General features: G+C 45.4%; 18 protein-coding genes and 3 pseudogenes. 15 read left to right on the top strand and 6 right to left on the bottom strand.

The features are described 5' to 3' along the window. Positions 1-179: 179 nt before the first annotated feature. Positions 180-1154 (top strand): annotated as a pseudogene (locus WE862_RS10040) (ABC transporter substrate-binding protein). Positions 1155-1215: 61 nt separating this feature from the next. Here the strand turns inward: WE862_RS10040 and ligA are convergent. Continuing rightward, positions 1216-2082: pseudogene (gene ligA / locus WE862_RS10035) on the bottom strand (NAD-dependent DNA ligase LigA); the annotation flags it as partial. A 246-nt stretch (positions 2083-2328) separates the two neighbouring features. Here ligA and WE862_RS10030 point away from each other — a divergent pair. From WE862_RS10030 to WE862_RS10010, 5 genes are read left to right on the top strand one after another with little or no spacing between them, the layout of a single operon-like run. After that, positions 2329-3693 carry a hypothetical protein gene (locus WE862_RS10030; protein ID WP_339058741.1) on the top strand — a complete coding sequence of 455 codons (1365 nt, stop codon included), beginning with the start codon at positions 2329-2331 and terminating at the stop codon, positions 3691-3693. After that, positions 3671-4798 carry a hypothetical protein gene (locus WE862_RS10025; protein WP_339058740.1) on the top strand — a complete coding sequence of 376 codons (1128 nt, stop codon included), beginning with the start codon at positions 3671-3673 and terminating at the stop codon, positions 4796-4798. The genes WE862_RS10030 and WE862_RS10025 overlap by 23 nt, the downstream gene beginning before the upstream one ends. After that, the gene (locus tag WE862_RS10020; protein WP_042032939.1) at positions 4799-6832 is read left to right on the top strand and encodes a hypothetical protein; all 2034 of its coding nucleotides are present in this window, start codon (positions 4799-4801) and stop codon (positions 6830-6832) included. Beyond that, positions 6825-7355, top strand: coding sequence for a hypothetical protein (locus tag WE862_RS10015; protein ID WP_042032938.1), 531 nt, complete (start codon positions 6825-6827; stop codon positions 7353-7355). The genes WE862_RS10020 and WE862_RS10015 overlap by 8 nt, the downstream gene beginning before the upstream one ends. Beyond that, positions 7355-8719 carry a tyrosine-type recombinase/integrase gene (locus WE862_RS10010; protein WP_082035523.1) on the top strand — a complete coding sequence of 455 codons (1365 nt, stop codon included), beginning with the start codon at positions 7355-7357 and terminating at the stop codon, positions 8717-8719. The genes WE862_RS10015 and WE862_RS10010 overlap by 1 nt, the downstream gene beginning before the upstream one ends. A gap of 149 nt (positions 8720-8868) precedes the next feature. Here the strand turns inward: WE862_RS10010 and WE862_RS10005 are convergent, their stop codons facing one another. After that, on the bottom strand, positions 8869-9444 hold the full coding sequence (locus WE862_RS10005; protein ID WP_042032937.1) for a hypothetical protein: 576 nt from the start codon (positions 9442-9444) through the stop codon (positions 8869-8871). 119 nt (positions 9445-9563) lie between these two features. Between WE862_RS10005 and WE862_RS10000 the strand changes: the two genes are divergently transcribed. The 4 genes and pseudogenes from WE862_RS10000 to WE862_RS09985 all read left to right on the top strand — a co-directional run bounded on the left by WE862_RS10000 (position 9564) and on the right by WE862_RS09985 (position 12851). Beyond that, positions 9564-9770, top strand: coding sequence for a helix-turn-helix domain-containing protein (locus tag WE862_RS10000; protein ID WP_082035522.1), 207 nt, complete (start codon positions 9564-9566; stop codon positions 9768-9770). A gap of 240 nt (positions 9771-10010) precedes the next feature. Beyond that, entirely contained in the window at positions 10011-11114 is a 1104-nt protein-coding gene (locus WE862_RS09995) for a DUF3289 family protein (RefSeq protein ID WP_042032936.1), read from the top strand. A 591-nt stretch (positions 11115-11705) separates the two neighbouring features. Then, positions 11706-11957 (top strand): annotated as a pseudogene (locus WE862_RS09990) (DUF4172 domain-containing protein); the annotation flags it as partial. 66 nt (positions 11958-12023) lie between these two features. Continuing rightward, complete coding sequence (locus tag WE862_RS09985) at positions 12024-12851, top strand: Fic family protein (protein ID WP_225628438.1); 828 nt, start codon at positions 12024-12026, stop codon at positions 12849-12851. A 79-nt stretch (positions 12852-12930) separates the two neighbouring features. On the opposite strand, the gene WE862_RS09980 is transcribed toward WE862_RS09985, so the two are convergent. The 4 genes from WE862_RS09980 to WE862_RS09965 form a co-directional block, all read right to left on the bottom strand. Further along, a complete protein-coding gene (locus WE862_RS09980; protein ID WP_082035521.1) occupies positions 12931-13191 on the bottom strand; it encodes a hypothetical protein in 261 nt (86 codons plus the stop codon). Positions 13192-13250: 59 nt separating this feature from the next. Further along, the gene (locus tag WE862_RS09975; protein WP_042032935.1) at positions 13251-13658 is read right to left on the bottom strand and encodes an H-NS family nucleoid-associated regulatory protein; all 408 of its coding nucleotides are present in this window, start codon (positions 13656-13658) and stop codon (positions 13251-13253) included. A gap of 354 nt (positions 13659-14012) precedes the next feature. Further along, entirely contained in the window at positions 14013-14312 is a 300-nt protein-coding gene (locus WE862_RS09970; RefSeq protein ID WP_082035520.1) for a hypothetical protein, read from the bottom strand. A 112-nt stretch (positions 14313-14424) separates the two neighbouring features. Continuing rightward, entirely contained in the window at positions 14425-14616 is a 192-nt protein-coding gene (locus WE862_RS09965; protein WP_042032933.1) for a hypothetical protein, read from the bottom strand. A 12-nt stretch (positions 14617-14628) separates the two neighbouring features. Between WE862_RS09965 and WE862_RS09960 the strand changes: the two genes are divergently transcribed. From WE862_RS09960 to WE862_RS09940, 5 genes are all read left to right on the top strand, one after another. Continuing rightward, complete coding sequence (locus tag WE862_RS09960; RefSeq protein ID WP_339058739.1) at positions 14629-15183, top strand: antitoxin Xre/MbcA/ParS toxin-binding domain-containing protein; 555 nt, start codon at positions 14629-14631, stop codon at positions 15181-15183. A 797-nt stretch (positions 15184-15980) separates the two neighbouring features. Beyond that, a complete protein-coding gene (locus WE862_RS09955) occupies positions 15981-17612 on the top strand; it encodes a methyl-accepting chemotaxis protein (RefSeq protein ID WP_042032931.1) in 1632 nt (543 codons plus the stop codon). A 128-nt stretch (positions 17613-17740) separates the two neighbouring features. Then, a complete protein-coding gene (locus WE862_RS09950) occupies positions 17741-18106 on the top strand; it encodes a response regulator (RefSeq protein ID WP_042032930.1) in 366 nt (121 codons plus the stop codon). Between the two features lie 11 nt (positions 18107-18117). Continuing rightward, a complete protein-coding gene (locus tag WE862_RS09945) occupies positions 18118-18435 on the top strand; it encodes an STAS domain-containing protein (RefSeq protein WP_042032929.1) in 318 nt (105 codons plus the stop codon). Further along, positions 18422-20590, top strand: a complete 2169-nt coding sequence (locus tag WE862_RS09940) for a chemotaxis protein CheA (RefSeq protein ID WP_042032927.1) — start codon at positions 18422-18424, stop codon at positions 20588-20590. Before WE862_RS09945 ends, WE862_RS09940 begins: the two co-directional genes overlap by 14 nt. The last annotated feature ends 1 nt before the right edge of the window (position 20591 follow it).

Raw genomic sequence — 20591 nt, 5'->3', positions numbered from 1 at the left:
TCACGACCAACCAATAAAAGCCTCAAACAAGGCCATTCTCAACGGTGGTGCGGGCTGGCGTCCGATCTGCCCAAGCAGAAAAAAATTCGCAATAAACACTCTGGATGGCGGCGTGACAGTGCCAAGCAAAACCACTCATACTGAGCGGGTAGAGACGACGGTTCGACACAGGACACCCCATGCGTAAATCCCTCTTGCTGCTACTGCTGACTACCCTCTCCCTGCCTGTATGGGCAGCCCACATACTGGTGATCAGCAGCTACCACCCCGACTATCTGTGGGACATCAGTTACAACCAGGGGCTGGTGGATGGTCTCAAGGAGAAACACCAGATCAGCCACTTCTACATGGATACCAAGCGTCGACCACGGGAAGAGTTCGACGGGATCGCCCAACAGGCAATCGCTTTCTACCTCAAGAGCAAACCGGATATTGTGGTGCTCGGCGATGACAACGCCATCAACTATCTCGCCAGCGAGATCTCGTCCCTCGGTACCCCCGTCGTCTTTCTCGGCATGAACGAAAATCCCCGGCTCAAGGGCTTTGTTGGCCATCCCAAGATCACCGGCGTGCTGGAACGCCCGCTGCTCAAACGCAATATCAGCGAGATGAGCCAGATGATGGGCGGTCTCAACAAAGCACTGGTACTGTTTGATTCCAGCAATGTGGCCCTCACCGCCATTGAGGATGAGTTCAAAACCCAGACCGAGCTGCGCGTCGGCCAAACCCGGGTCTACAGCCAGCTGCTCGGCGAGTATGACCTCTGGCAGGAGGCGGTGCTCAACAGCAAGAAAAACGGCTATGGCGCCATCTTCCTCGGTCTCTACCACACACTGCTGGATGAAAATGGCAAGCATGTGAATGAGAAAACGGTTCTGGAGTGAGCCAGCCGGCACAGTCCGGTGCCGGTTTTCTGCTTCTGGGAGTTCACCGTTGGCAAGGGGATGGCCATCGGTGGCCTGGTGCTCGATGGCAAGGATCAGGGGCTGCAGGCGGCGGCACTCATCAACAACATACTTGCGGGTGCGCTGCCCAAAACCCTCTCCCCCCGGGCGGCCCTGCGTGGCGAGTATGTCTTCAGCAAGAGCGAAGTCGCCCGCTGGCACCTCACAGTACCGGAGAAGTGGCGCAACAAGATCCTCTGGCGTGAATAACACCCAATAAAAGAGAACCCGGCCATGCCGGGTTCTCTTTTCATCTCAGCCTGCGGGCCACTCAGCCCTGCAACGCCTGTTGCAGCTCCTCTTCGCTCCAGACGGTGATACCCAGCTCCTGCGCCTTGGCGAGCTTGGAACCAGCCGCCTCCCCCGCGACCAGCACATCGGTCTTGGCAGACACAGAGCCAGCTACCTTGGCGCCCAGCGCCTGCAGTGCCGCCTTGGCATCGTTGCGCGACAAGGTGGTCAGGGTGCCGGTCAGCACGAAGGTTTTGCCGGCAAAGGGTTGCTCCGCGGCCTCTTTCTTCTCGATGGCTGGCCAGTTGATGCCGGCAGCCAGCAAGGCTTCCAGCACCTCCACGTTATGGGGCTGACGCAAGAAGTAGTAGACATGCTTGGCTACCACATCGCCCACGTCGGCTACTTCGAGCAGCTGCTCCACCGAAGCCGCGCGCAGGGCATCCAGGGTGAGGAAGTGGTTGGCAAGATTGAGCGCTGTCGCCTCCCCCACTTCGCGGATCCCCAGAGCAAACAGGAAGCGCGGCAGGGTGGTGCTGCGCGCCGCATCGATGGCGGCTACCAGATTGAGGGCCGATTTTTGCCCCATCCGCTCAAGACCTGCCAGCTGGATGGCATTGAGGCTGAACAGATCGGCGGGAGTCTTCACCAGCCCCTTGTCTACCAGCTGTTCGACAATCTTGTCGCCAAGGCCGTCCACATCCATGGCGCGACGGGCGGCGAAGTGCTTGATCGCCTCCTTGCGCTGCGCCTCGCAGAACAGGCCGCCGGAGCAGCGGGCAACCGCCTCTCCTTCCAGCCGCTCCACTGCCGAGCCACACACCGGGCACTCGGTCGGGAAGAGAATTTCGCGCGCATCAACAGGGCGCTGTGCCTCTACCACGGCAACGATCTGGGGGATCACATCAAAGTGTCACCTCATACCTTTCACTTCATTTAGAAAAAAATCTGCATACTCAGGCTTGCAGAGCAAAAAATGGACTACGCTCTCTATGTGAAACTTTCAACTAGGTCTGTGATTATCGTGTCGAGCAAGCGAATTGAGGCCATCTACACATACTTGGGGATGCATCTTAGCGATGAAATGATTCTGTGGCTTAAAAGGTTCAACAAGACAGCATCATATAACTATGCCAATAGGCTACTACAAGTCATGTTGGTATCCGTTGCAGGTTATAGAGATGCGTTGAACTCAAAAAACACCATTTGCATTCATGAATTCATAGAAATGTATTGTTTTATTGCAAGCCATAAGTATGACTTTAGGGTTGCTAATGAAAATATTCTTGCACTGAAGAAATTCATTCTTTTCATGAAAGAAAACGAAGCGTTTTCAGGGCAGTCTCTTAATGAGCTAGAATCGACAATAGGGAAAAAGATAACAGAAGATGTTTTTCAAAATTACAGGGCTCAGTGTCTACCTGCCCATGAATTGGAACGTTTCAATTTTGACATTAAATTACCATCTAGCACGGAAATAAAAATTTATCCTGGGCTGCCTACTCACCTAGAGACAATACGCCCCCACCTCAATAACGATATATACAATCTAATTTCCTCATTCTTATATTCATGTAGCTCCGCACATCATCAAGTGCTATCAATAAACCTAGCTAGATATATAATCCCTTTACAGAGCATATTAAACGAAAGAGATTTATCAGAACTAACCGAAACGCTTAGTTATATTACAGCGCACACTACAACCTACACAAAATCCTTACGGGTCTTCAATCTATTGCTTTTTACATATTCAAATTTATTTCAATACTTGGTTGACAATAATTATTTTGAAGAAAATATTTTAACCGTTATAACTCCAATTTTTAAAAGGATGAATGAAGCTCAGTATGACGTATGCAAAAGTAAAGTTATACCGTTATCATTTTTAAGCAAAGCAACCAAAAAACAAGGTGCCAATGATGAATTCGATGACATATTATCCTCGACATGTCCTCCTGACATTGCACAAAAAATCAAGGAGCACGTAAATACCTTTAAGATCGTAAAAAATCACAGAGAGCCCATTGGGGCCTTCCTTAAATATATATCATCACAAAGTAGCCAGTGGTATCGGCAGCCAAACGTAATAAAGGGCGAACTGATTAAATTTAGGGGAAATATTCTTAACCATCTTCAAAGGAGCACTGCATACTCGAAGTTTCAAAATGTTAAGAATTGCATTTCCGTATTAATTAAACAAGGCTTACTACCTGATTCCATTGAACTTCCAAATAACTTACGCAGGGATACTAATACCGAAAAAATCAGAGATGACAACCCAATAATTTCAAAGGTCAATATATATGATGAAAATTTATTAGAACACGCTATTGATTCGAAGTTTTTTCTAGAACAACTAGAGAAAGATATTAAAAGCAATATTCAGACTCTCTTGTCATACGCAAAAAAAATAGTTCATGACTCATACAAGAGATTTTGTGAGGCGCCAAATTTAATTGCTATAAGTAACAATGCGAAAGAGTTTCAAAGTAATGATTCTATCTGCACAAACTAAAAATAGCGCATTCAGTCAACATAACCCCATAAGGTTAGAGAACACAGTCGCATATTTCACCAAAAATTACGATAAGTTAAGCCAACTTACAAAAGGCAATGGAAAAGACAGGGTTATTCTGCAAGAAGAGGCTTTGCAATACCTTGGTTTAACTCTCATTACTGCATCAGCTATGCAAATTATTATTACAGAGGAACTTGGTATCAATCCTTATTCCCTCTACTCTATGAAAGCATTTGCTACTAATTATGGATTAGAGTTTATTCAGGTAGATGATGACGGTAGTGTTAGAGTCAGGACAATAAAAGCACGTGCTAGATATGCACGAACTAGAAAAGCAATTGGTGATTTAACGCCTATAGATAAAGTTAAAGCTCAAGATATTGACGCGTCCATTTGCCTTAAAATGGCTATGAAAATGACTGAAAATGCGCGGAATGTTGAGTTTGATCACAGCCTATGGCTATGTGTAACAATTAGAGGAATATCAAAATGTAGCCACAGTGATTTTCAACGTGGCTTCAAGCATATTCGAAACGAGGTGGCTAATAAAAGTGGTATAGAGGTAATTAATTATGCCACATTAAAAAAAGTAAGAACATCTAAGGGAATACTAATCTACTTACAGTCACATGGTGATGCACTGCGCACAGCGACATATTTTGGCAATACAGTTAAAACAACTTTAAGTAGATATATACCAAAGCATCTGAAAGAGTTAATTTACAGGGTTAAGATTCGTGCATTTCAAAGAATTTTATTGTTTATGGCTATAGCTAATGACGAAACCCCCTTCGAATCAGCCCACCTAAACGAGAGTAAATTCAAAGCTCAGCTTGCAAGTGCATTCTCTAACCCTGAAATGGGCGGGGAATTGTTCAATAGCCTGACAGCGAAACCTAGTAATAATGAATTTGAACAACCAATATATTTCTGTATTTCAGAAAAAAATTTAAAGCTAGCGATTATTTATGCTAAAGAAGGACAGGATGAGCACCTAAATAAATTATGCTCAGATGTTATAAATATGGTGTCCACCTCTAACACACCTTTAAAAATCATGTTGCGAAATGCTCATAAATCCATAGAGCAAGAGAGTTCGTAAATGAACAAAAAAATATCACCAATAAAAGAATTGGTAGACCCAGAAAAAATTCAAGCTATGGCTGATGAATCAACATACCCCAGACCACGCTGGATGCTGAATGAGTCCACAAGTGATCACATATGGCTATTGGCCTCAAATGGTATCAATCGTGAGTTTTATGATAATAATGACATTAAAAGTCATAGATTGAATTTTATAACTATGGCAACAGCACCAAATGAGCGCCTTGGCGATAAAGCAAATCGACCATTACTAATCGATATCCAACATAGTATTTTATATTTAGATGTAAATGGAAAAATAACAAGTTCCAGGACTGCTGAAGCCATATTTAGAGCGGCTATAAATCTCATATACCATACGAATGAACGGAGAATTATGGATGGAAATCCATTAATTCGCTCCTTGGGTGAAATAAAATACAATGATCTAAAGGGTTATTTATTAGCCTATGGGATTGAAGCAAATGTCTTCGAAAGTGCTCTGGAAATAATTACTGAAAAATACAGTAGCATCAAAGAGATCGATTGGAGCTACATAAAGTCATGCATGTTTCTCACTAAGCGTGAATTGCTCAGCCTTAAAGATAAGGTTGTCAACTACTTAAATGAGCATGGTGATTTTTGCGCAGACAAAGATCAGGAAACTACTTATAAAAGGCAATACAAAAATGCGTGTGAGAAACCATTAGAATTGGATGAGATGCTACTTGCAAGCGAAAGCACCATCAGCAATGCCATATCATCAATCGAGGCATTATACAATTCAAGAGCGGCTCAGAAATATCCATTTCAACATAGCCCAATCACCCTATTCAAGGGTGGTAGAGAAATTTTTGATATTTTAATAGCCAAAGAAAAGACGGCATTAATTCCTGCTCACATTGCACTTCATACAATTTCATCTGCACTTGGATTTCTTAGAGAGTATGGAAAACCTCTGTACGAGTTCATTGAAAGAATTTATGATGCTGAAATAGATGTAATTAAAAGTCTAAACTTTGCAAATACAACCGCATATACTCGTTTTAACCCTGAAATTAGAACGCTTGCGTTTAATAACGCACCGATTCCTGAAAAATTAAAACATTTAAAAATAACATCATGGGAACGTCCTAAAAATGAACTAAAAACACTATCCTTTGACAAAACCGAATATGGAATTTCCTTGGGATTGGCAGTAAGGCTATATACAGCTGCGATGTGGATTGCCATATGTAGTTTTGTTGCAGCTCGTACAACCTCATTACGCACATTGAAAAGAAACTGTTTTGTTCAATCCCCTGTAGATGAACTGTACGATATCATATTAAAAATCCCCAAAAGTTCTGAGCGATATGAGCTAGAGGATTTGCACAGACCGATTCCAGACCTAATATATGATTACGGCTTACAATTTTCTTCTTTAGCATGCTTGATTGAAGATAGGCGTGGTTTGGTTGCTGATGAAAATGATCTATATTTGTTTAGCAACTCAATCAGCTACAGAGCTATATCATCAGGTAGATTGGATGATGGTGCAGGTGATTATCTCAAAACACCTTTAAGTTCTGACTACATAAAGTCCTGTTTAGATATATTCCAGGATTGGTGTAACTCCCCACTTATCGATGGGAAAAGATGGTATTGTACAACTCATCAATTTAGACGCTTTTTTGCTGTCTTATATTTCAACTTTTCAGATGACCAAGGTCTTGAGGAACTGTCATGGTTTATGGGGCATTCAAACTTAGATCAAACATTCTATTATGCAGAAATATCTCCCAATGATGAGTGGATTGAAGAGGCTGAGAATACAATAGCAAGGATCGGTGCGACTCTAAACAAAATTATCCATGGCGATAACACTATTCAAGACATTGTTAATCGAGCCAGAAAGTCATCTACTATTTATACTGTGCTAGAGGGCTTGGTTCATGACCTAATCACAGAACACAAAAATAGAACAGGTCAAGTAGTTCGCTTCTATAAGATTGATAACAATGAAGTGTTCTTTTATTTTAAAAATAATGATGGTGAAACGGATGGCTAAGTTTAAAAAAGGTGAGACATCACAAAGCGTCATCGACAAAAAGAATATTATAACCCAGGCTATGCTGACTAAATCTATGCTTTTAAGTCAGATAAATAATTATGACGACATTCCAAAATCATTAGAAATTAAAACAGAGACAATATCAGAGACATCTGTTCATCAGTGGGAGGATGCAGAACTTGGTATCATTAAGTATTCATGGAACACTGCTCATAAGGAGCATAACGCCAAAGAACTAGCGACACTAATTGACTCTATTGCCAAAGCAAATAAAAGGCTGCTCTCAAATACGCCCACTTTAGGTAATGAAAATATAAAATCAGGGCTAACTTGGGAAGAAGTTAACCAGATTAAAGAAGAAAATGAAGAGTTACGTGTTGCCCTTGCTGAGGTGTACAGAGCATATATGCAACTTTTAGATGAGTGGAGAGAGGACAAGCAAATTGATGATGTCTATAGACGGTTGATTATCGAACAGGCAAATATCCTCGGGAAAAATAGAGCATGGGAGGTAAAATAATGTCAAAGGTAGTTATAGCTAAAAACACTAATCTCAGATTTCTCACAACAAGCAGGAAAATTGGAGGTAGTCGTGAATTGCCACTCCCCATGATTCTGAAAAAAGGAGGATCGTTTGACTGGGCCGCAAATGCATATTTAACAGAGATAGGTGGCGGTGCGCGCTCTTATAATGTCAAGTTATCAGCATCCACCGTTATCAAGAAGGCTTATAGTCTAAACCTCTTTTGTTCCTTTCTTGAAGAACTAGATATAGAGCTAAATAATATCAATGATAGCACTTTGTATAGTTTTATTTCCCATCTAAAGGAAAGAGATATAAATGATGACACGCTCTTATCCCATGGAAAAACAGCTTTAAACTATATAATATTCCTAACCAACCGGAATGCTGATTGGAATTTATCTACGAATCAAAAAGATCCTGAAAAGCAGTTTAAAGTTCATTACTCTATCAAAACGTACAAGAAAGGAACCTTCGAAACAAAGTATAACCATCATGACTCATTTAGTGGATTGATTCATATTTCATATGATATGGAATATGTACGAGACCATGAATTATTAATGTGGTATGAAGCCATCGAAACCTCAAACTACCATCCTCAATTATCCGAATTTCTTACTTCTAGATGGCAAGCCTTAACTACGGCATTAAATATCACAGGCTCCAGGATTAGTGAAGTTCATCAAATAAAGCGTTCCATGATAAAAGATGCCGCCAAGTCATTATTTACCCCCAATCAAAAAATAGTCATCAGAAACATTCCTGTCAGCAAGGGAAAATATAGCGGTAAATTTCGACAGGTACAAACCACGAGTGAGGACTTACAAATTCTACTCTGGCACGTTCAGTTAATAGAGGCTACTTTCAAGTCTCTTGACCATGATGCTATTTTCGTTGACTCAAGGACAGGAAAAGCACTAACAGCTACATACTTAAAAAACTATACGAAAAAAGTAATAAACACGAGTAAGTACAGACACCAGCTAAGCCATCTAACAAATCACTCCTTTCGTCACAGATTTATTACGCTGCTAATTGCAAGGGAAATAAAAAAGTTAACTGCATCGGGGAGTTTTTCCAACATTTTGAGCGTGGCTAGCACTGCGTGCAGAAAAGTTACGCTACATGCATCCAACCAAACGCTTTCTCACTATATCCACTTAGCTACAGAGTATAATAGAGAAGATAGTAGTGACACTCTCGGTTTAGAGAATGAGGCAACCCCATTGAGAATAAGAGTCCAAAAAATGCTAACAACAGTAAAACTGTTACGTCAGAAACAAATAGATGATAAACAGGCTCTTGAAGACCTTGTTCACTCACTGGATAGTTTAAGCCCATTTTTTGAAAGAAATTAGCATACTGAAGCAAGCTTGCTTGAGCAACAAACAAGCCTCGCAATAAAGAAGCTTGCTTGTGCAAAAAAACAGGCAAGGGAGCTGAGCTGCTTTCAGCCAGCAGGGTTATCTCGACAGTTGAAATCAATTTAGATGTAGGAGAGGTAACATTAGCGTGCTAACTCGGTGCTCCCCAAAGCCCTCATCACCTCCTCCACGGCAGCTAACCTGCCACGTAAGTCACTATATTCCTTACATCTATCACTGAGAGCATGCTCAATAGCTATATCCAGAGCAGGGTAGTCTGCTTGCAGCTTATTGTATTCAGCAATTGCTGCCTGGCACTCCTGAATTTCGATGCGGTAGATATTTGCCTTCGTTTTTAACTCATCTAAGAGAGCGTCATTCGCCCCCCCTTTGTGTTCCTGAATCCTCTTAATCTTCTTAACCTTCTGAGTCTCTTGGTCACTCAATTCCTCTTGAAAGTTCACATCCTGAAATAGAGGGGTTTTAACGAAACTTGGATACGATCGGACATCATCAACATTTCTCCGCTCCAGGAAACCCGCGTCAACCAACCTCATCAGATTACGATAAACGAGGCCATATCGCCTCTTATGGGCCTGATTGTACTCTGATTCACCAAAGACTGCGTTCAAGCACTCCGTTGTAGTGAAATCATCCATCTGCAATCGAATGAGTGCGGTATAGAGTGCGGTTGGTAACCACACAGTCTGGGTATCCATAAGTTATCCTTTTTCTCTCACGAGAATCTGAAGTAAAAAATTTTCATTCAATTGCGGATTATAGTCCGTGGTCGTTAGCCAGACAACCAGAGATAGTGCTCGCCAGAGAGAGGCGAGACATGCAAGATTTAGCAAAAAAGTTTGGTGATGCTGTACGTGATAGACGGCTTCAATTGGGCGTATCGCAAGATGCACTCGCACATGTGGCAGAGATTGATCGAAGCTATGTAGGACGGATTGAGCGTGGTCAGGTCAATGTCACCCTAGAGAAGGCTTATCGTCTTGCTAGGGTACTGGGGTGTGACATTCGCGACTTGCTGCCATAGATATATTTGCCAAGTAATTATCTCTTTACCCAGATAAAACTAAATTTCCCTATAATTATTCACAGTGATGGCAATTAGCATCATTGCCATCCTTAGCATTTGTCTATTAGCTATTAATCCCCCGCGTCCATCGATAGAAAGCGTCACAAACTGCCGTTTTCAGAAAATGCCTACATGGTCTCGATTGGCGCATTGATGATAAAGTGATCCTCTCACTACTCTTCATCGAGCTCTCCATACATGCAGAAACCCGACCTCAGAGACATCAACCAACTTACCAAGGACGAGTTCAAGCGCATTCTAGGCCCAGTGGCTGGAAGCCTTGATGACGGGTCAAAGGTCGTATTGGGGATGCAATCTGATGTGTTTGCTTGCTGCTCTATCCAGGGAGACCAAATCTCGGTGAGGGGGACACCAAGGTTTGAGCAGACCATCAAGTCGGCATATGCCCAAGCCAAGCCGACAATGTGGTTCGGTTCGGCAGAGAAAGAGCGCCCGAAGGCAGAAACCATTCCTCCTGCCCTCAAACCAAAAACCGATACAACATCAGCCACAACCTATCGTGTGCCTGTGCTCATCTACAAGTCGAAGCGCGAGCCAGGTAAGAACGTTGATGGCAGCCCCGCCGAAGATATGACTTATGGCAAAATGACGGCAGAGCAGATCAAGGCTATCCCCATGTTTGTGGGGAAGATGGGGGATGACGGCTTTATTGGCGATCTCGAAAAGACTGACCCCAAGGTGTTCTTTAGTAGCTTCCGCAACATGGCCACATTGTTTGCAACTGGCGACTTGAAGATGAATATTCTGGCCATGATCGCCAAGTTCGAGAAATCTGAGGGGGGTGAATACCGGAACCAAGCATTGGCGAGAGCTGCGCGAGCTCACCCGACCACGATCAAGTTCTCAGATACCCTTATCAAGGAAGTGAAGGCAAAGCTGGCCGAACTTGATGGTGATGTGAACAAGCTTGTTCTGAGTGACTTGATGCAGCAATACAGCAAGACCTCCGGCTTTCGGTTACCCATCTTCAACTCTGCGGCGGATAAGGTGCAGGGCCTCACAATTGCTGTTAACGATGTCTGGGCAGGCAAGGCGGAAATCACGACATATGAAAAGTTTGGCGATTTCTACAAGGGCACGATCAAAGTAACGCTATATGACCACTTCGGTCTCGATTATCCTGACATTGGCCCTGACCCCACGACAGGAAGAGTCAAGTTCTACGGCCTGGCGTCCGGTTTCAGAAGCTGGTTTGTTCTTCAACACTACAAGCGCTTTGCCTACAAGCCATTTTTGACCGTCATTGAACTCAGCTATCCATTCCAAGGGGAACTAAAGTGAGCGCAGCAGTGAAGACAGAGAGAACATGGGTATTCGTGTTGTTCATGCTCTATCACCTCTTGAATGCATCGATCCTATTCATTCAGCCTGTCTATGACTGGTTTAACGATGAATACTCACTGACTGGCCTATATGTACTGCTCATGCCCTATCTCTGGGGTTTGATAACGATACTGGGGGCGATTTTGTTCTTGTCAGATCGCTCTTGGAAATACCTGGCAGGTAATCTACTCGGTGGTTCAATTCTTCTCTTTTGGTGGCTTAGACTGGCATCCCAATATTAGTGAGTATCGTCAGGCATATGAATGAGCAGACCAGACGGCATCTGCTTGTGCGTGGCTTTATGCAGCGCAAGCTACAAGCTCACAAGAACCATTCGAAACGAAAACGAGCTCCCGCCTTGTCTATCAACTGGTTGCTGTAGCTCCACACAGCAGCAATACATCCAGTTTTTCATTAGCTCCGGTCTGAGATTTTCAACCTAGATCTCCATCCTCATTACCAGCTCTTCTGTTCTGCTGCATGTGTTATATTCGGCTCAAACATTGAGCCGAATGATGGGCTGGGTCGGCTCATTATTGAGACCCTAGCATGTTGGATGAGGAAATAATGGAACCATTGTGGATTTGGCAACAAGCAGATTGGCCCCATTTTCGTTGGCAGGATAGCGAGATATTGCCCAGATTACGGCACGTTCAACGCAGGCAGGGAATTCTAATCGGTCGTCATTCCAGGTTGGGGAACTCCGACCAAGCGTTAGATACGTTACTGGCTAACATCATCTCCTCATCCGCTATCGAAGGCGAACGCCTCAATGCTCAATCTGTGCGTTCCTCCCTTGCTCGGCGGTTAGGTGGGCCACAAACTCAGTCATATCCAGTATCAGAGCGCTCAGAGGGGCTCGCGGCCATGATGCTGGATGCCATCGACAACCATGAACAACGGTTGACGATTGAGAGGCTTTATCAATGGCATCGTTGGTTGTTCCCCGTCAACGAATGGTCGGTGCAGCGACTGAACGTAGGTCAGATGCGAGGAGATGAGCCGATGCAGGTTGTCTCTGGACGTGTTGATCGCCCCACCGTGCATTTTGAGGCACCGCCCAGAGCAACTCTGGACGATCAACTGGCCGAGTTCATCCGCTGGTTTAACCAGACTCGGCATGACCCCACGATAGATCCGCTTCTTCGTGCGGCAATTAGCCATTTTTGGTTTGTGACCCTTCATCCCGTTGATGATGGCAATGGGCGGTTAGCGCGGTCACTGACCGATCTCGCGCTGTCACAGGCTGACAGCCATAGCATCCGTCTGTATGCCATGTCAGCTGCGATTCTAGAACGGCGGGCAGACTACTATCGGGCGCTTGAGTCAGCGCAGAGGGGGCCGCTAGATATTACCTCCTGGATCTGTTGGTTCCTCGACACACTGGATTACTCCATAGAGCTGGCATTACAGGTGATTGATCGTTCTCTCGCCAAGACATTTTTCTGGTTGCGGCACTGTCATGACGATCTGAGTCCAGAGCAAACCAAAGTGCTGAATCGTTTACTGGATGGCGGCGAACAGGGTTTTGAAAATGGCATCAGTGCCAGTCAATATCAAAAAGTCGCCGGAGTTAGTAAGCCCACGGCTACACGCCATCTTGCGCAACTGTTAGATAGGGGGTGCATTGAGAAATTACCTGGTGGCGGACGCAGTACACGCTATCAGATCCGCTTGCACACCGAGGGAGTTTGAAAAAGCATCGCCATGGGGGCGTTAATTTTATTTGGTAGATGAGATCTGTACAGATTGACGAATCAATGACGATTTTTAGTTAAATATTGACACCATGATGAGTGCCGTCAGGCATATGAACAAATAAACTCAACCGACAGTCATGGCTCTCAACAGACCTTTTGAGCGACAATAAACTATTTAGAACATCGGTATCAATTTCAGGAACATCACCTGCACCGAGATTTGAAAGTAATTTGGTCACACTGAGACGTACCAGTTGCTCTTCGGCCAGCGCCTTGGCTCTTTGGACAACCTCAGGTGATTCGGATGAGATGATGTCCTTTAATGTTCTCCCCATAAGGGCTCCTACTAAAAACATAATGAAAGGCCCACGCAATACTGCATGGGCTATCAATATTAGATCAGGAAATCGTCCAGAGCTTTGCCGCCTTCAACGGCTGCCGCGATAGCCTTGGGCATGCGACCTTGACCAGTCCAGGTCTTCTCCTGACCATCCTCGGTATACTTGTATTTTGCAGGACGAGGAGCTCGTTTGGCTTTAGCTGAACCCTCAGATTTCGCCGGAGCCGCAGTGCCAACCAGCTCACTCGGATCGATGCCTGCTGCTTTCAGCATCTCGGTGAACTCTGCCAATTTTTGCAGACGCTCGGCAGATTCCTCTCTCAATTTGGTTTCTTGCTGCTCACGTTCAGCAAAAATCTCTTCGAATTTTTCTCTGATTTCGACCAGCTGCTCAAATGACAACTCACGCAATGCAGCTCGCAGACTACGGATATTCAACAAAGTTTTCAAAAAATCGTTCATTTTTATCCTCATGTATCACATTTTTATATCAGTGAAATTATCTCTCAACCCCAGCATTAGCACCACTGTTTTTGGCACCAAGATGATTCGATAAAATAGCATAATTTAAAAATCGTGAGCTAAATTGCGTTTGGGGCTGCTTAGTGGTCTAGCTCCAATCTGCTATGAAACTATGTAGCCAAAAATTAAATCTAGGTGGTAGTGAGCGTTGAGACCACCTCACCAGATGAGCCGATGAACGATCTCTGATCGGCTCACGAAATGAGCCGATTGGACAATATCATTGGCTCACAGAATGAGTCGATGATAGGAAATAGTTCTCTCCACACAAACTCGAATATGGGGGCATACTATTCAGATTATCTCCCTATTAGAATAATCACGCCCAAATGTGTCTGGGTTTGCAGCCTCATAGTCATCGTCAAACATATGTTCCCCGCGATGCATCTCCCTCACTGTTGCGAGTGTACCGAAAAAACACATTTCACAAAGATGCACCTGATAACGCTCACCATCGTGACGGGAACCATAGCCAAAATCCGCCGATAACGAGCCGTATTGATTGGTTCCAAAATTCGTTTTTGTACTACGACCACAGACATCACAGAGAATGTCAACGACCTGTTCTGTTGGCACAATTTCTTTTACGAGCATGCTGAACTCCCTATTTAAGGCTTTATGAAAGTATAATTTTTCTGCTTTTGATGTAGGAGTAACCTGGGCTGGCTATTTATCACTGCCATAACCAGCATTGAACTCTCATTTGTTATTTTTGGATGTCTTTGCACTCAAATTTTGGAGGTGTTTTCCAACCTGTAACACGCCCGCTGCGTTTGTTGATCCTGCGGTATTCATTCCCCAACAGGATTTCCCATTCAGAGCCGTTCTCCGATAGAACCTGAAAAGTAGTCCCAAGCTCAATGCCTAAACCTGGTTCAGTACAGACCAACTCGGTCATCAGCTCTCCTCAATGCAGGGGCATTTGGTTGTTAATCTTCCACTCAAAACGACAGTTTGGGGTAGGATAGCTCATGAGAGATCGTGTTTGTACATTGAGGAACGCTACATGATGCCCTATGCAACCTATCATCCTAGTAGTGACGCAGAAGCTACTGCGAACTTTCTCCTGGAAGCCCTTGGTATTCCTCGTGACCCACTAGGAGCACATCAATGGATCGTGGCTGGCGTAGCACCGGACATACTCTATCGGCTCGCTGAATTGATGAAGACTGATGTGGGGATGGTTTGCCAGTGGGCTGGTATTAGCCGGAGTACACTGGCCCGCAAGCTGCGGATTACAGCCCCCCTATCAATATCGCAGGGTGCCAGGGTATACGGAGTTGCACAGGCTCTCGATGTGGTTCTCGCCTTTCACAGGAACGATACCGTCAAGACACTGTCGTGGTTAAACCGCACCGCCTGGGGCCTCGGTGGCGTAGCCCCAGCTAAGTTGTTGGCTACACCAATGGGGGCTCAGGCTGTTGTCGATCTGGTGGGACGGATTCAGCATGGGGTGTGCCTATAAATTTAGGCAGCCTGTGGCGTCATCTTTCAGTTCAAAAAAACATCACGACAGTTTTTTTGCAAATTTTCTCATTTTAGCCACTTGAAAAATTCTGAAAACTGTCCATTTACTAATTATGAGAACAAAAGACTTTTTTAAACATTCCGCTGCTTCGCAGCGAAGATAAACCAGGTTTTATTTTAAGCAGCAATTTTTATTTATCGAACCTATCATGTGTTACGTGGCGATTGACATAATATAACCTTACATATCAAAAAAACCTGATAAGCAAAAGCAAAAACCATCAATTAACGTCACTTTACTGAACCATTAAGTGCAAATGCCATTTACTCAGCAGCAATGCACACCAATAAACACAAGCCAATAATTGGAATAAGTTTTAATAGGCGGCTAAAATATATGAAAAATCAGCGAGCTAAGATATTATGTAGTGGGTGAACTTGCGATTTAAATACTAAGTTGCAATGAAGGTGATTTAAGTATTATAGAAACCCATTCAAGTCTAGAACATGCATCCATGTTATGCAAACCGACCAATAAATTAAAATAATAACTATTTTCATCTTTGCCAGATGCATTGTCTATACTGCAAGCGTGGTCACGAAATACCTTATCTCAACCTCGTGACACAAGCCTTATGTTGGGCGTTCCTTACATTTTCAAGCGGCTACTCGTCAGCCGCTTTTTTTATCTTAAATCAATTATTTTTGATTTTCATCTGACGCTCTTGCTATCAGCAATTCTATTGCCTACACATTTATCCTGTAAGGAAGTCATTCACCATTGAGGTAAACACCATGGATTGGTTAAGAACGATATCAATAAAGCTTCGCTTGAGTCTCCTTCTTGCAGCATTGCTTGCAACCATGTTTGGTATGGGATTGAGCCAAAAGCAGTCTGCTAGCACGATCAATGACATGCTCAACAACATGTATCTCAATCAACTCGTTCCTATCACCGATGTGGCAAATGCAAATATGCAAGCCATCTATCATCATCGCGAATTATTCAACTACGTTATCGAATCAAAACAGTCAGAAATGGATAGAATTGCGGGCGTCATGGATAAATATGAAACCCAGATGATGGCATTACTCAATAAGTATCGTGCCACAGTGCTGACGCCTGACGAGACCCGTTTACTGGCTGACTTTGACCGAGAATGGCCACCCTATAAAGCAGCGGCAAAGAAAGTGATGGAGGCGTCTTATCGCAGTGATAATGAAGCGTCCATGCAGCTTATGAAGTCCGAGGCAACGCCTGCCTTTCAGCAAGTAGATGACACTCTGTCAGCGATTGTGAATAAGAACGTTGATCTTGGAAAAAAAGCCTATGATGACAGCGATGTCGTGGTCGCTCAATTGGGTCAGGAGTTCGTGATAACCATGGGGCTGGTTCTGGTTATCGCTGCCATTGCAGGCGTATTAATCATACGTAGCATCCTCGCACCATTGGATCAAACCGTTACCGACCTTTCCCATATTGCCAAGGGGAACCTGGTCGACACAGTTCCACCCTCTGGTAATGATGAGCTCACCAATCTGCAACACTCCATGGCGTCAACTCGCAAGTCCCTTAAAGAAACAATTAACGCCGTTTTGCATATCTCCGAAGAGCTGGGGTCTTCGGCGGCTCAGCTATCCAGTGCCGCGCAGCAAGTGATGACCAGTTCGGAAATGCAAGCCCAAGCAACGGCTAGTTCAGCTGCATCAATTGAAGAGATGTCTACCTCGATAGCCCAACTTTCTCATTCGGCTAACAGTGCAAATGAGCAAGCCATGAACTCAGGAAAATTGGCACAGCAAGGCGAGCATCAAGTTGAGGACGTTTCTCGGGAAGTGCGGGCCGTGACCGATGCGATAAATCAATCTACCGCGCAAATTCGCCAACTGGCGGATGATGTTACCAAAGTAGGTCAAATCACCGTCATGATTAAAGGAGTTGCAGACCAAACCAACCTGCTGGCTCTTAACGCCGCCATTGAAGCGGCCCGAGCTGGTGATATGGGGCGTGGGTTTGCCGTGGTAGCTGACGAAGTGCGCCAATTGGCGGAGAGAACAACCAAAGCAACCCAAGAAATCGATAGCATGATAAGTGGCGTGCAAACCACGGCCATGGAAACAGTCAACTCCATGGACAAATATGTGCAGAGTATCGAAAACGTTCGCCTTAATACGGCCCAAGCAAGTGACTTGATGGCCAAGGTAGACCAAAGCTCCCAAGCGGTTGTAGGACTGATGGGGGAGATCAACCTGATGTTGCATGAACAATCCTCTGCAAGCCAACTGATTGCCCAATCAGTTGAAGAGGTGAACAACATGTCACAGGAGAACGTCTCAGCTTCGGAATGTGTCAATGGTGAAGCTGTACACCTGACCCAGGTTGTAGGGGAGCTCAAGAAGAGCGTCTCTATCTTTAAAATAAGCTGATCTCTTTGGTCACAAGATATCTCTATTGCACTCTCGTAAAACGCCTGCCATGGAAGGCGGTGGGATGGTGATAATCATGTGTTATCACCAACCCACCATGGGCGAGAGCAAGACGGACAGGGTGGTCTATGAAGTCTATTTTGGTGGTAGATGATGCGAGCAGCATCCGCTTTGCCCTCAATGCATTGCTTACTGAGGCAGGTTTTAACGTAGTTGAGGCGGAAGATGGCCAAGATGCGTTGATTCAACTGTCGCAGCATCGCTTTCATTTGATTATCTCTGATCTCAATATGCCCATCATGGATGGTTTGACCTTTCTGCGTGAGGTTAAATCTCATCCTGGATTCCGTTATATCCCGTTCATCATGCTCACTACAGAAAACGCGCCAGAGCTACGTCAGCAAGGTGCTCAGGCTGGTGCTAAGGTGTGGCTGACCAAACCGTTCGAGCCACAATCACTGCTCGATAATCTTGCCAAGGTTATTCAGCCATAAAGGGGGGCGTGATGGGCATCACTATTGATAGCACGGGATCCAAGCCTCGCGCCGTTATTGAAGGGGAGCTCAGCATCATGACGGTTGCACAGGAGCAAGACAGTCTCCTGGGTTTACTCAATTACCCCTCGGTTGTTGTGACTCTTGATGCCATCACCTTACTAGATGGGTGTGGCGCACAACTGCTGAGCTTGTTGCAACAAGAAGCCACTTCACTGGGCAAATCGATGACGTTTGTCCTCGCCCCTGACAGTCTTGCAGCAGAGACATTTCGTGGTATGGGGTTGTGGGCACAGCTAACAATCGAGGGCGGCGATGGACATCAATAAAGCGCGGATGCTCTTTTTTGAAGAGGCCTACGAGCAGTGTGACAACCTTGAACAAGCCTTGCTGGATAGGGTGGGTCACCCCTTGGGAGCTGACACCTATAACCAGATGTTCCGCACCGCACACACCATTAAAGGCTCTGCTAGTATGCTTGGCTTGGAGCTGCTGGTTCGCTTTACCCATAGCATGGAGAATATCCTGGCGCGTTTGCGCAGTGGTGAGCTTGATCTTGATGATGCCCTAATTCAGCTTTTACTTCGCTGTAACGACCAACTACGCGATTTGCTGCAAAGTGCCGAGCACAATCCTGAACTCAAGCAAGTTGAAACCCAGCAAATCTTAGCGTTGATGTCTCAAACGCAAGGCTTTCAGAGCTTGCCGTCAATGACCATACCCGCCCCTCCCGTGATGGCAGATGAAAAACCAGGTATTACAACAACATCTGAGCGCTGGCATCTGTCGGTTCGCTTTTATCCTGGCTTATTCCGTGATGGTTTCGATGTATTGGCGTTGCTTAAATATCTCGGTAATCAGGGCGAGATCCATTACATCATGCCTGTGTGGCGTCCCTGGCCTCCTTTGCAACTGCTGGATAGCACGGATTGCTTCCTGGGGTACGAGATAGTCATTGAGAGTGGCTGTGGCGCAGAAAAATTGCGTAGTGCTTTCGATTTTGTCGCCACGCAAAGCATCATTGTGTTGCTACCAGTACATGGAGACCTCTCCCTATATCGAGATGCTGCACCCACGTTGTGTGCATGGCTAGGGGAAGAGGTTGGTACACAGTATGCGAGGTGGGAGCAGGCAGGCTCACTCACAGCAGCTGATATTCAGGTATTGCTTCAGCCAGCTCTTCTGGAACCCACGCTACCTACAACAACCCCACTCGCAACTGACACTCCAGAACCAGTAAACGCCTCGCGCAAAAGCCTCACTCGTTCCGACAGTCATTACATTCGCATTGATGCCGCCAAGCTTGATCAATTGATAAATCGAGTTGGGGAGTTGGTGATTGCCGCGTCTGCTACAACGCTACAAGCCCATCAGGCTGGTAATGTTGAGCTGATTGAATCTGTGGCGGTGGTCAATGGATTGGTCGAGGGGATCCGTGATGATGCATTGACGCTTCGGATGGTGCCTATCCATGAAATCTTCAATCGCTTCCCTCGCGTCGTGCATGAGCTGTCCCTGCAAACCGGAAAATCGGTCATCCTCAATATTCAAAATGCAGACACTGACATTGACAAGTCCATGGTGGAAAAACTCACCGACCCGCTACTGCATCTGGTTCGCAATGCTATTGACCATGGTATTGAGCAGCCCTCGGTGCGCCAAGACAAAGGAAAGCCTGAGCAGGGGATCATCACACTGAATGCTTACCATGATGCCGGAGCAGTGGTAGTTGAGGTGAGTGACGATGGGGATGGTATATCTCGCGAAAAAGTCTTGGCCAAGGCACAGCAAGCCGGATTGGTGGGTGATATCAAGGTGATGAGTGATAGCGATGTTTACCAGTTGCTCTTTGCACCTGGATTTTCCACCAACAGCGAAGTTAATGAACTGTCAGGGCGCGGCGTTGGGCTCGATGTTGTACGTAGAAACCTTGATGCCCTGCGTGGTGATGTCACCGTAGAAAGTAATCCTGGCCAAGGCACTACGTTTAGGCTCCGCCTGCCATTGACGCTCGCCATCATTGATGGATTTCGGGTCGAGGTTGCCGACACATCATTCGTCATCCCATTGGAAATGATGACCGAGTGCTTGGAGCTACCAGATAGCGAAGAGGAGCTGACCGTACAACAACTGTATTTGCGAGGAGAGTGGCTGCCTTACGTGCATTTGCGTGCTTTGTTTGGCCTCCCTCCCGCACAAGGTAACGAGTTTGTGGTGGTGGTTCATCACGGCGAACGCAGAGCGGGTCTGGTGGTTGACCACCTGATTGGCGAATTGCAAACCGTGATTAAGCCGCTCGGAGAGCTGTTTCGCCCCCTGCGGGGGATCAGTGGTTCCACCATTCTGGGCAATGGCCATCCGGCCTTGATTTTGGATATCCCACAACTGTTGGCGCAAGTCACGCAGTGGGAGCAACAGCGGATATTGCACACTCTCAATGAGGAGCATTTTTCCGCCCCCTGTCGTCACGCTGAAGGAATATAAC

Origin of the sequence: Aeromonas jandaei (assembly GCF_037890695.1) — a bacterium.
GTDB classification, from domain to species: domain Bacteria; phylum Pseudomonadota; class Gammaproteobacteria; order Enterobacterales; family Aeromonadaceae; genus Aeromonas; species Aeromonas jandaei.
The sequence above is the reverse complement of the archived record's forward strand: the minus strand, read 5'-3'. Positions and strand labels throughout refer to the sequence as shown.

Excerpts from the sequence above, each read along its gene's own strand:
- WE862_RS09965 (WP_042032933.1), bottom strand. The coding sequence starts at position 14,616 with ATGACCGAGTTGGTCTGTACTGAACCAGGTTTAGGCATTGAGCTTGGG.
- WE862_RS09955 (WP_042032931.1), top strand. The coding sequence starts at position 15,981 with ATGGATTGGTTAAGAACGATATCAATAAAGCTTCGCTTGAGTCTCCTT.
- WE862_RS09940 (WP_042032927.1), top strand. The coding sequence starts at position 18,422 with ATGGACATCAATAAAGCGCGGATGCTCTTTTTTGAAGAGGCCTACGAG.
- WE862_RS09945 (WP_042032929.1), top strand. The coding sequence starts at position 18,118 with ATGGGCATCACTATTGATAGCACGGGATCCAAGCCTCGCGCCGTTATT.
- WE862_RS10020 (WP_042032939.1), top strand. The coding sequence starts at position 4,799 with ATGAACAAAAAAATATCACCAATAAAAGAATTGGTAGACCCAGAAAAA.
- WE862_RS10005 (WP_042032937.1), bottom strand. The coding sequence starts at position 9,444 with ATGGATACCCAGACTGTGTGGTTACCAACCGCACTCTATACCGCACTC.
- WE862_RS09975 (WP_042032935.1), bottom strand. The coding sequence starts at position 13,658 with ATGAACGATTTTTTGAAAACTTTGTTGAATATCCGTAGTCTGCGAGCT.
- WE862_RS09950 (WP_042032930.1), top strand. The coding sequence starts at position 17,741 with ATGAAGTCTATTTTGGTGGTAGATGATGCGAGCAGCATCCGCTTTGCC.
- WE862_RS10015 (WP_042032938.1), top strand. The coding sequence starts at position 6,825 with ATGGCTAAGTTTAAAAAAGGTGAGACATCACAAAGCGTCATCGACAAA.
- WE862_RS09980 (WP_082035521.1), bottom strand. The coding sequence starts at position 13,191 with ATGGGGAGAACATTAAAGGACATCATCTCATCCGAATCACCTGAGGTT.
- WE862_RS10000 (WP_082035522.1), top strand. The coding sequence starts at position 9,564 with ATGCAAGATTTAGCAAAAAAGTTTGGTGATGCTGTACGTGATAGACGG.
- WE862_RS09985 (WP_225628438.1), top strand. The coding sequence starts at position 12,024 with ATGATGCTGGATGCCATCGACAACCATGAACAACGGTTGACGATTGAG.
- WE862_RS10030 (WP_339058741.1), top strand. The coding sequence starts at position 2,329 with ATGTTGGTATCCGTTGCAGGTTATAGAGATGCGTTGAACTCAAAAAAC.
- WE862_RS09970 (WP_082035520.1), bottom strand. The coding sequence starts at position 14,312 with ATGCTCGTAAAAGAAATTGTGCCAACAGAACAGGTCGTTGACATTCTC.
- WE862_RS10010 (WP_082035523.1), top strand. The coding sequence starts at position 7,355 with ATGTCAAAGGTAGTTATAGCTAAAAACACTAATCTCAGATTTCTCACA.
- WE862_RS09995 (WP_042032936.1), top strand. The coding sequence starts at position 10,011 with ATGCAGAAACCCGACCTCAGAGACATCAACCAACTTACCAAGGACGAG.
- WE862_RS10025 (WP_339058740.1), top strand. The coding sequence starts at position 3,671 with ATGATTCTATCTGCACAAACTAAAAATAGCGCATTCAGTCAACATAAC.
- WE862_RS09960 (WP_339058739.1), top strand. The coding sequence starts at position 14,629 with ATGCAGGGGCATTTGGTTGTTAATCTTCCACTCAAAACGACAGTTTGG.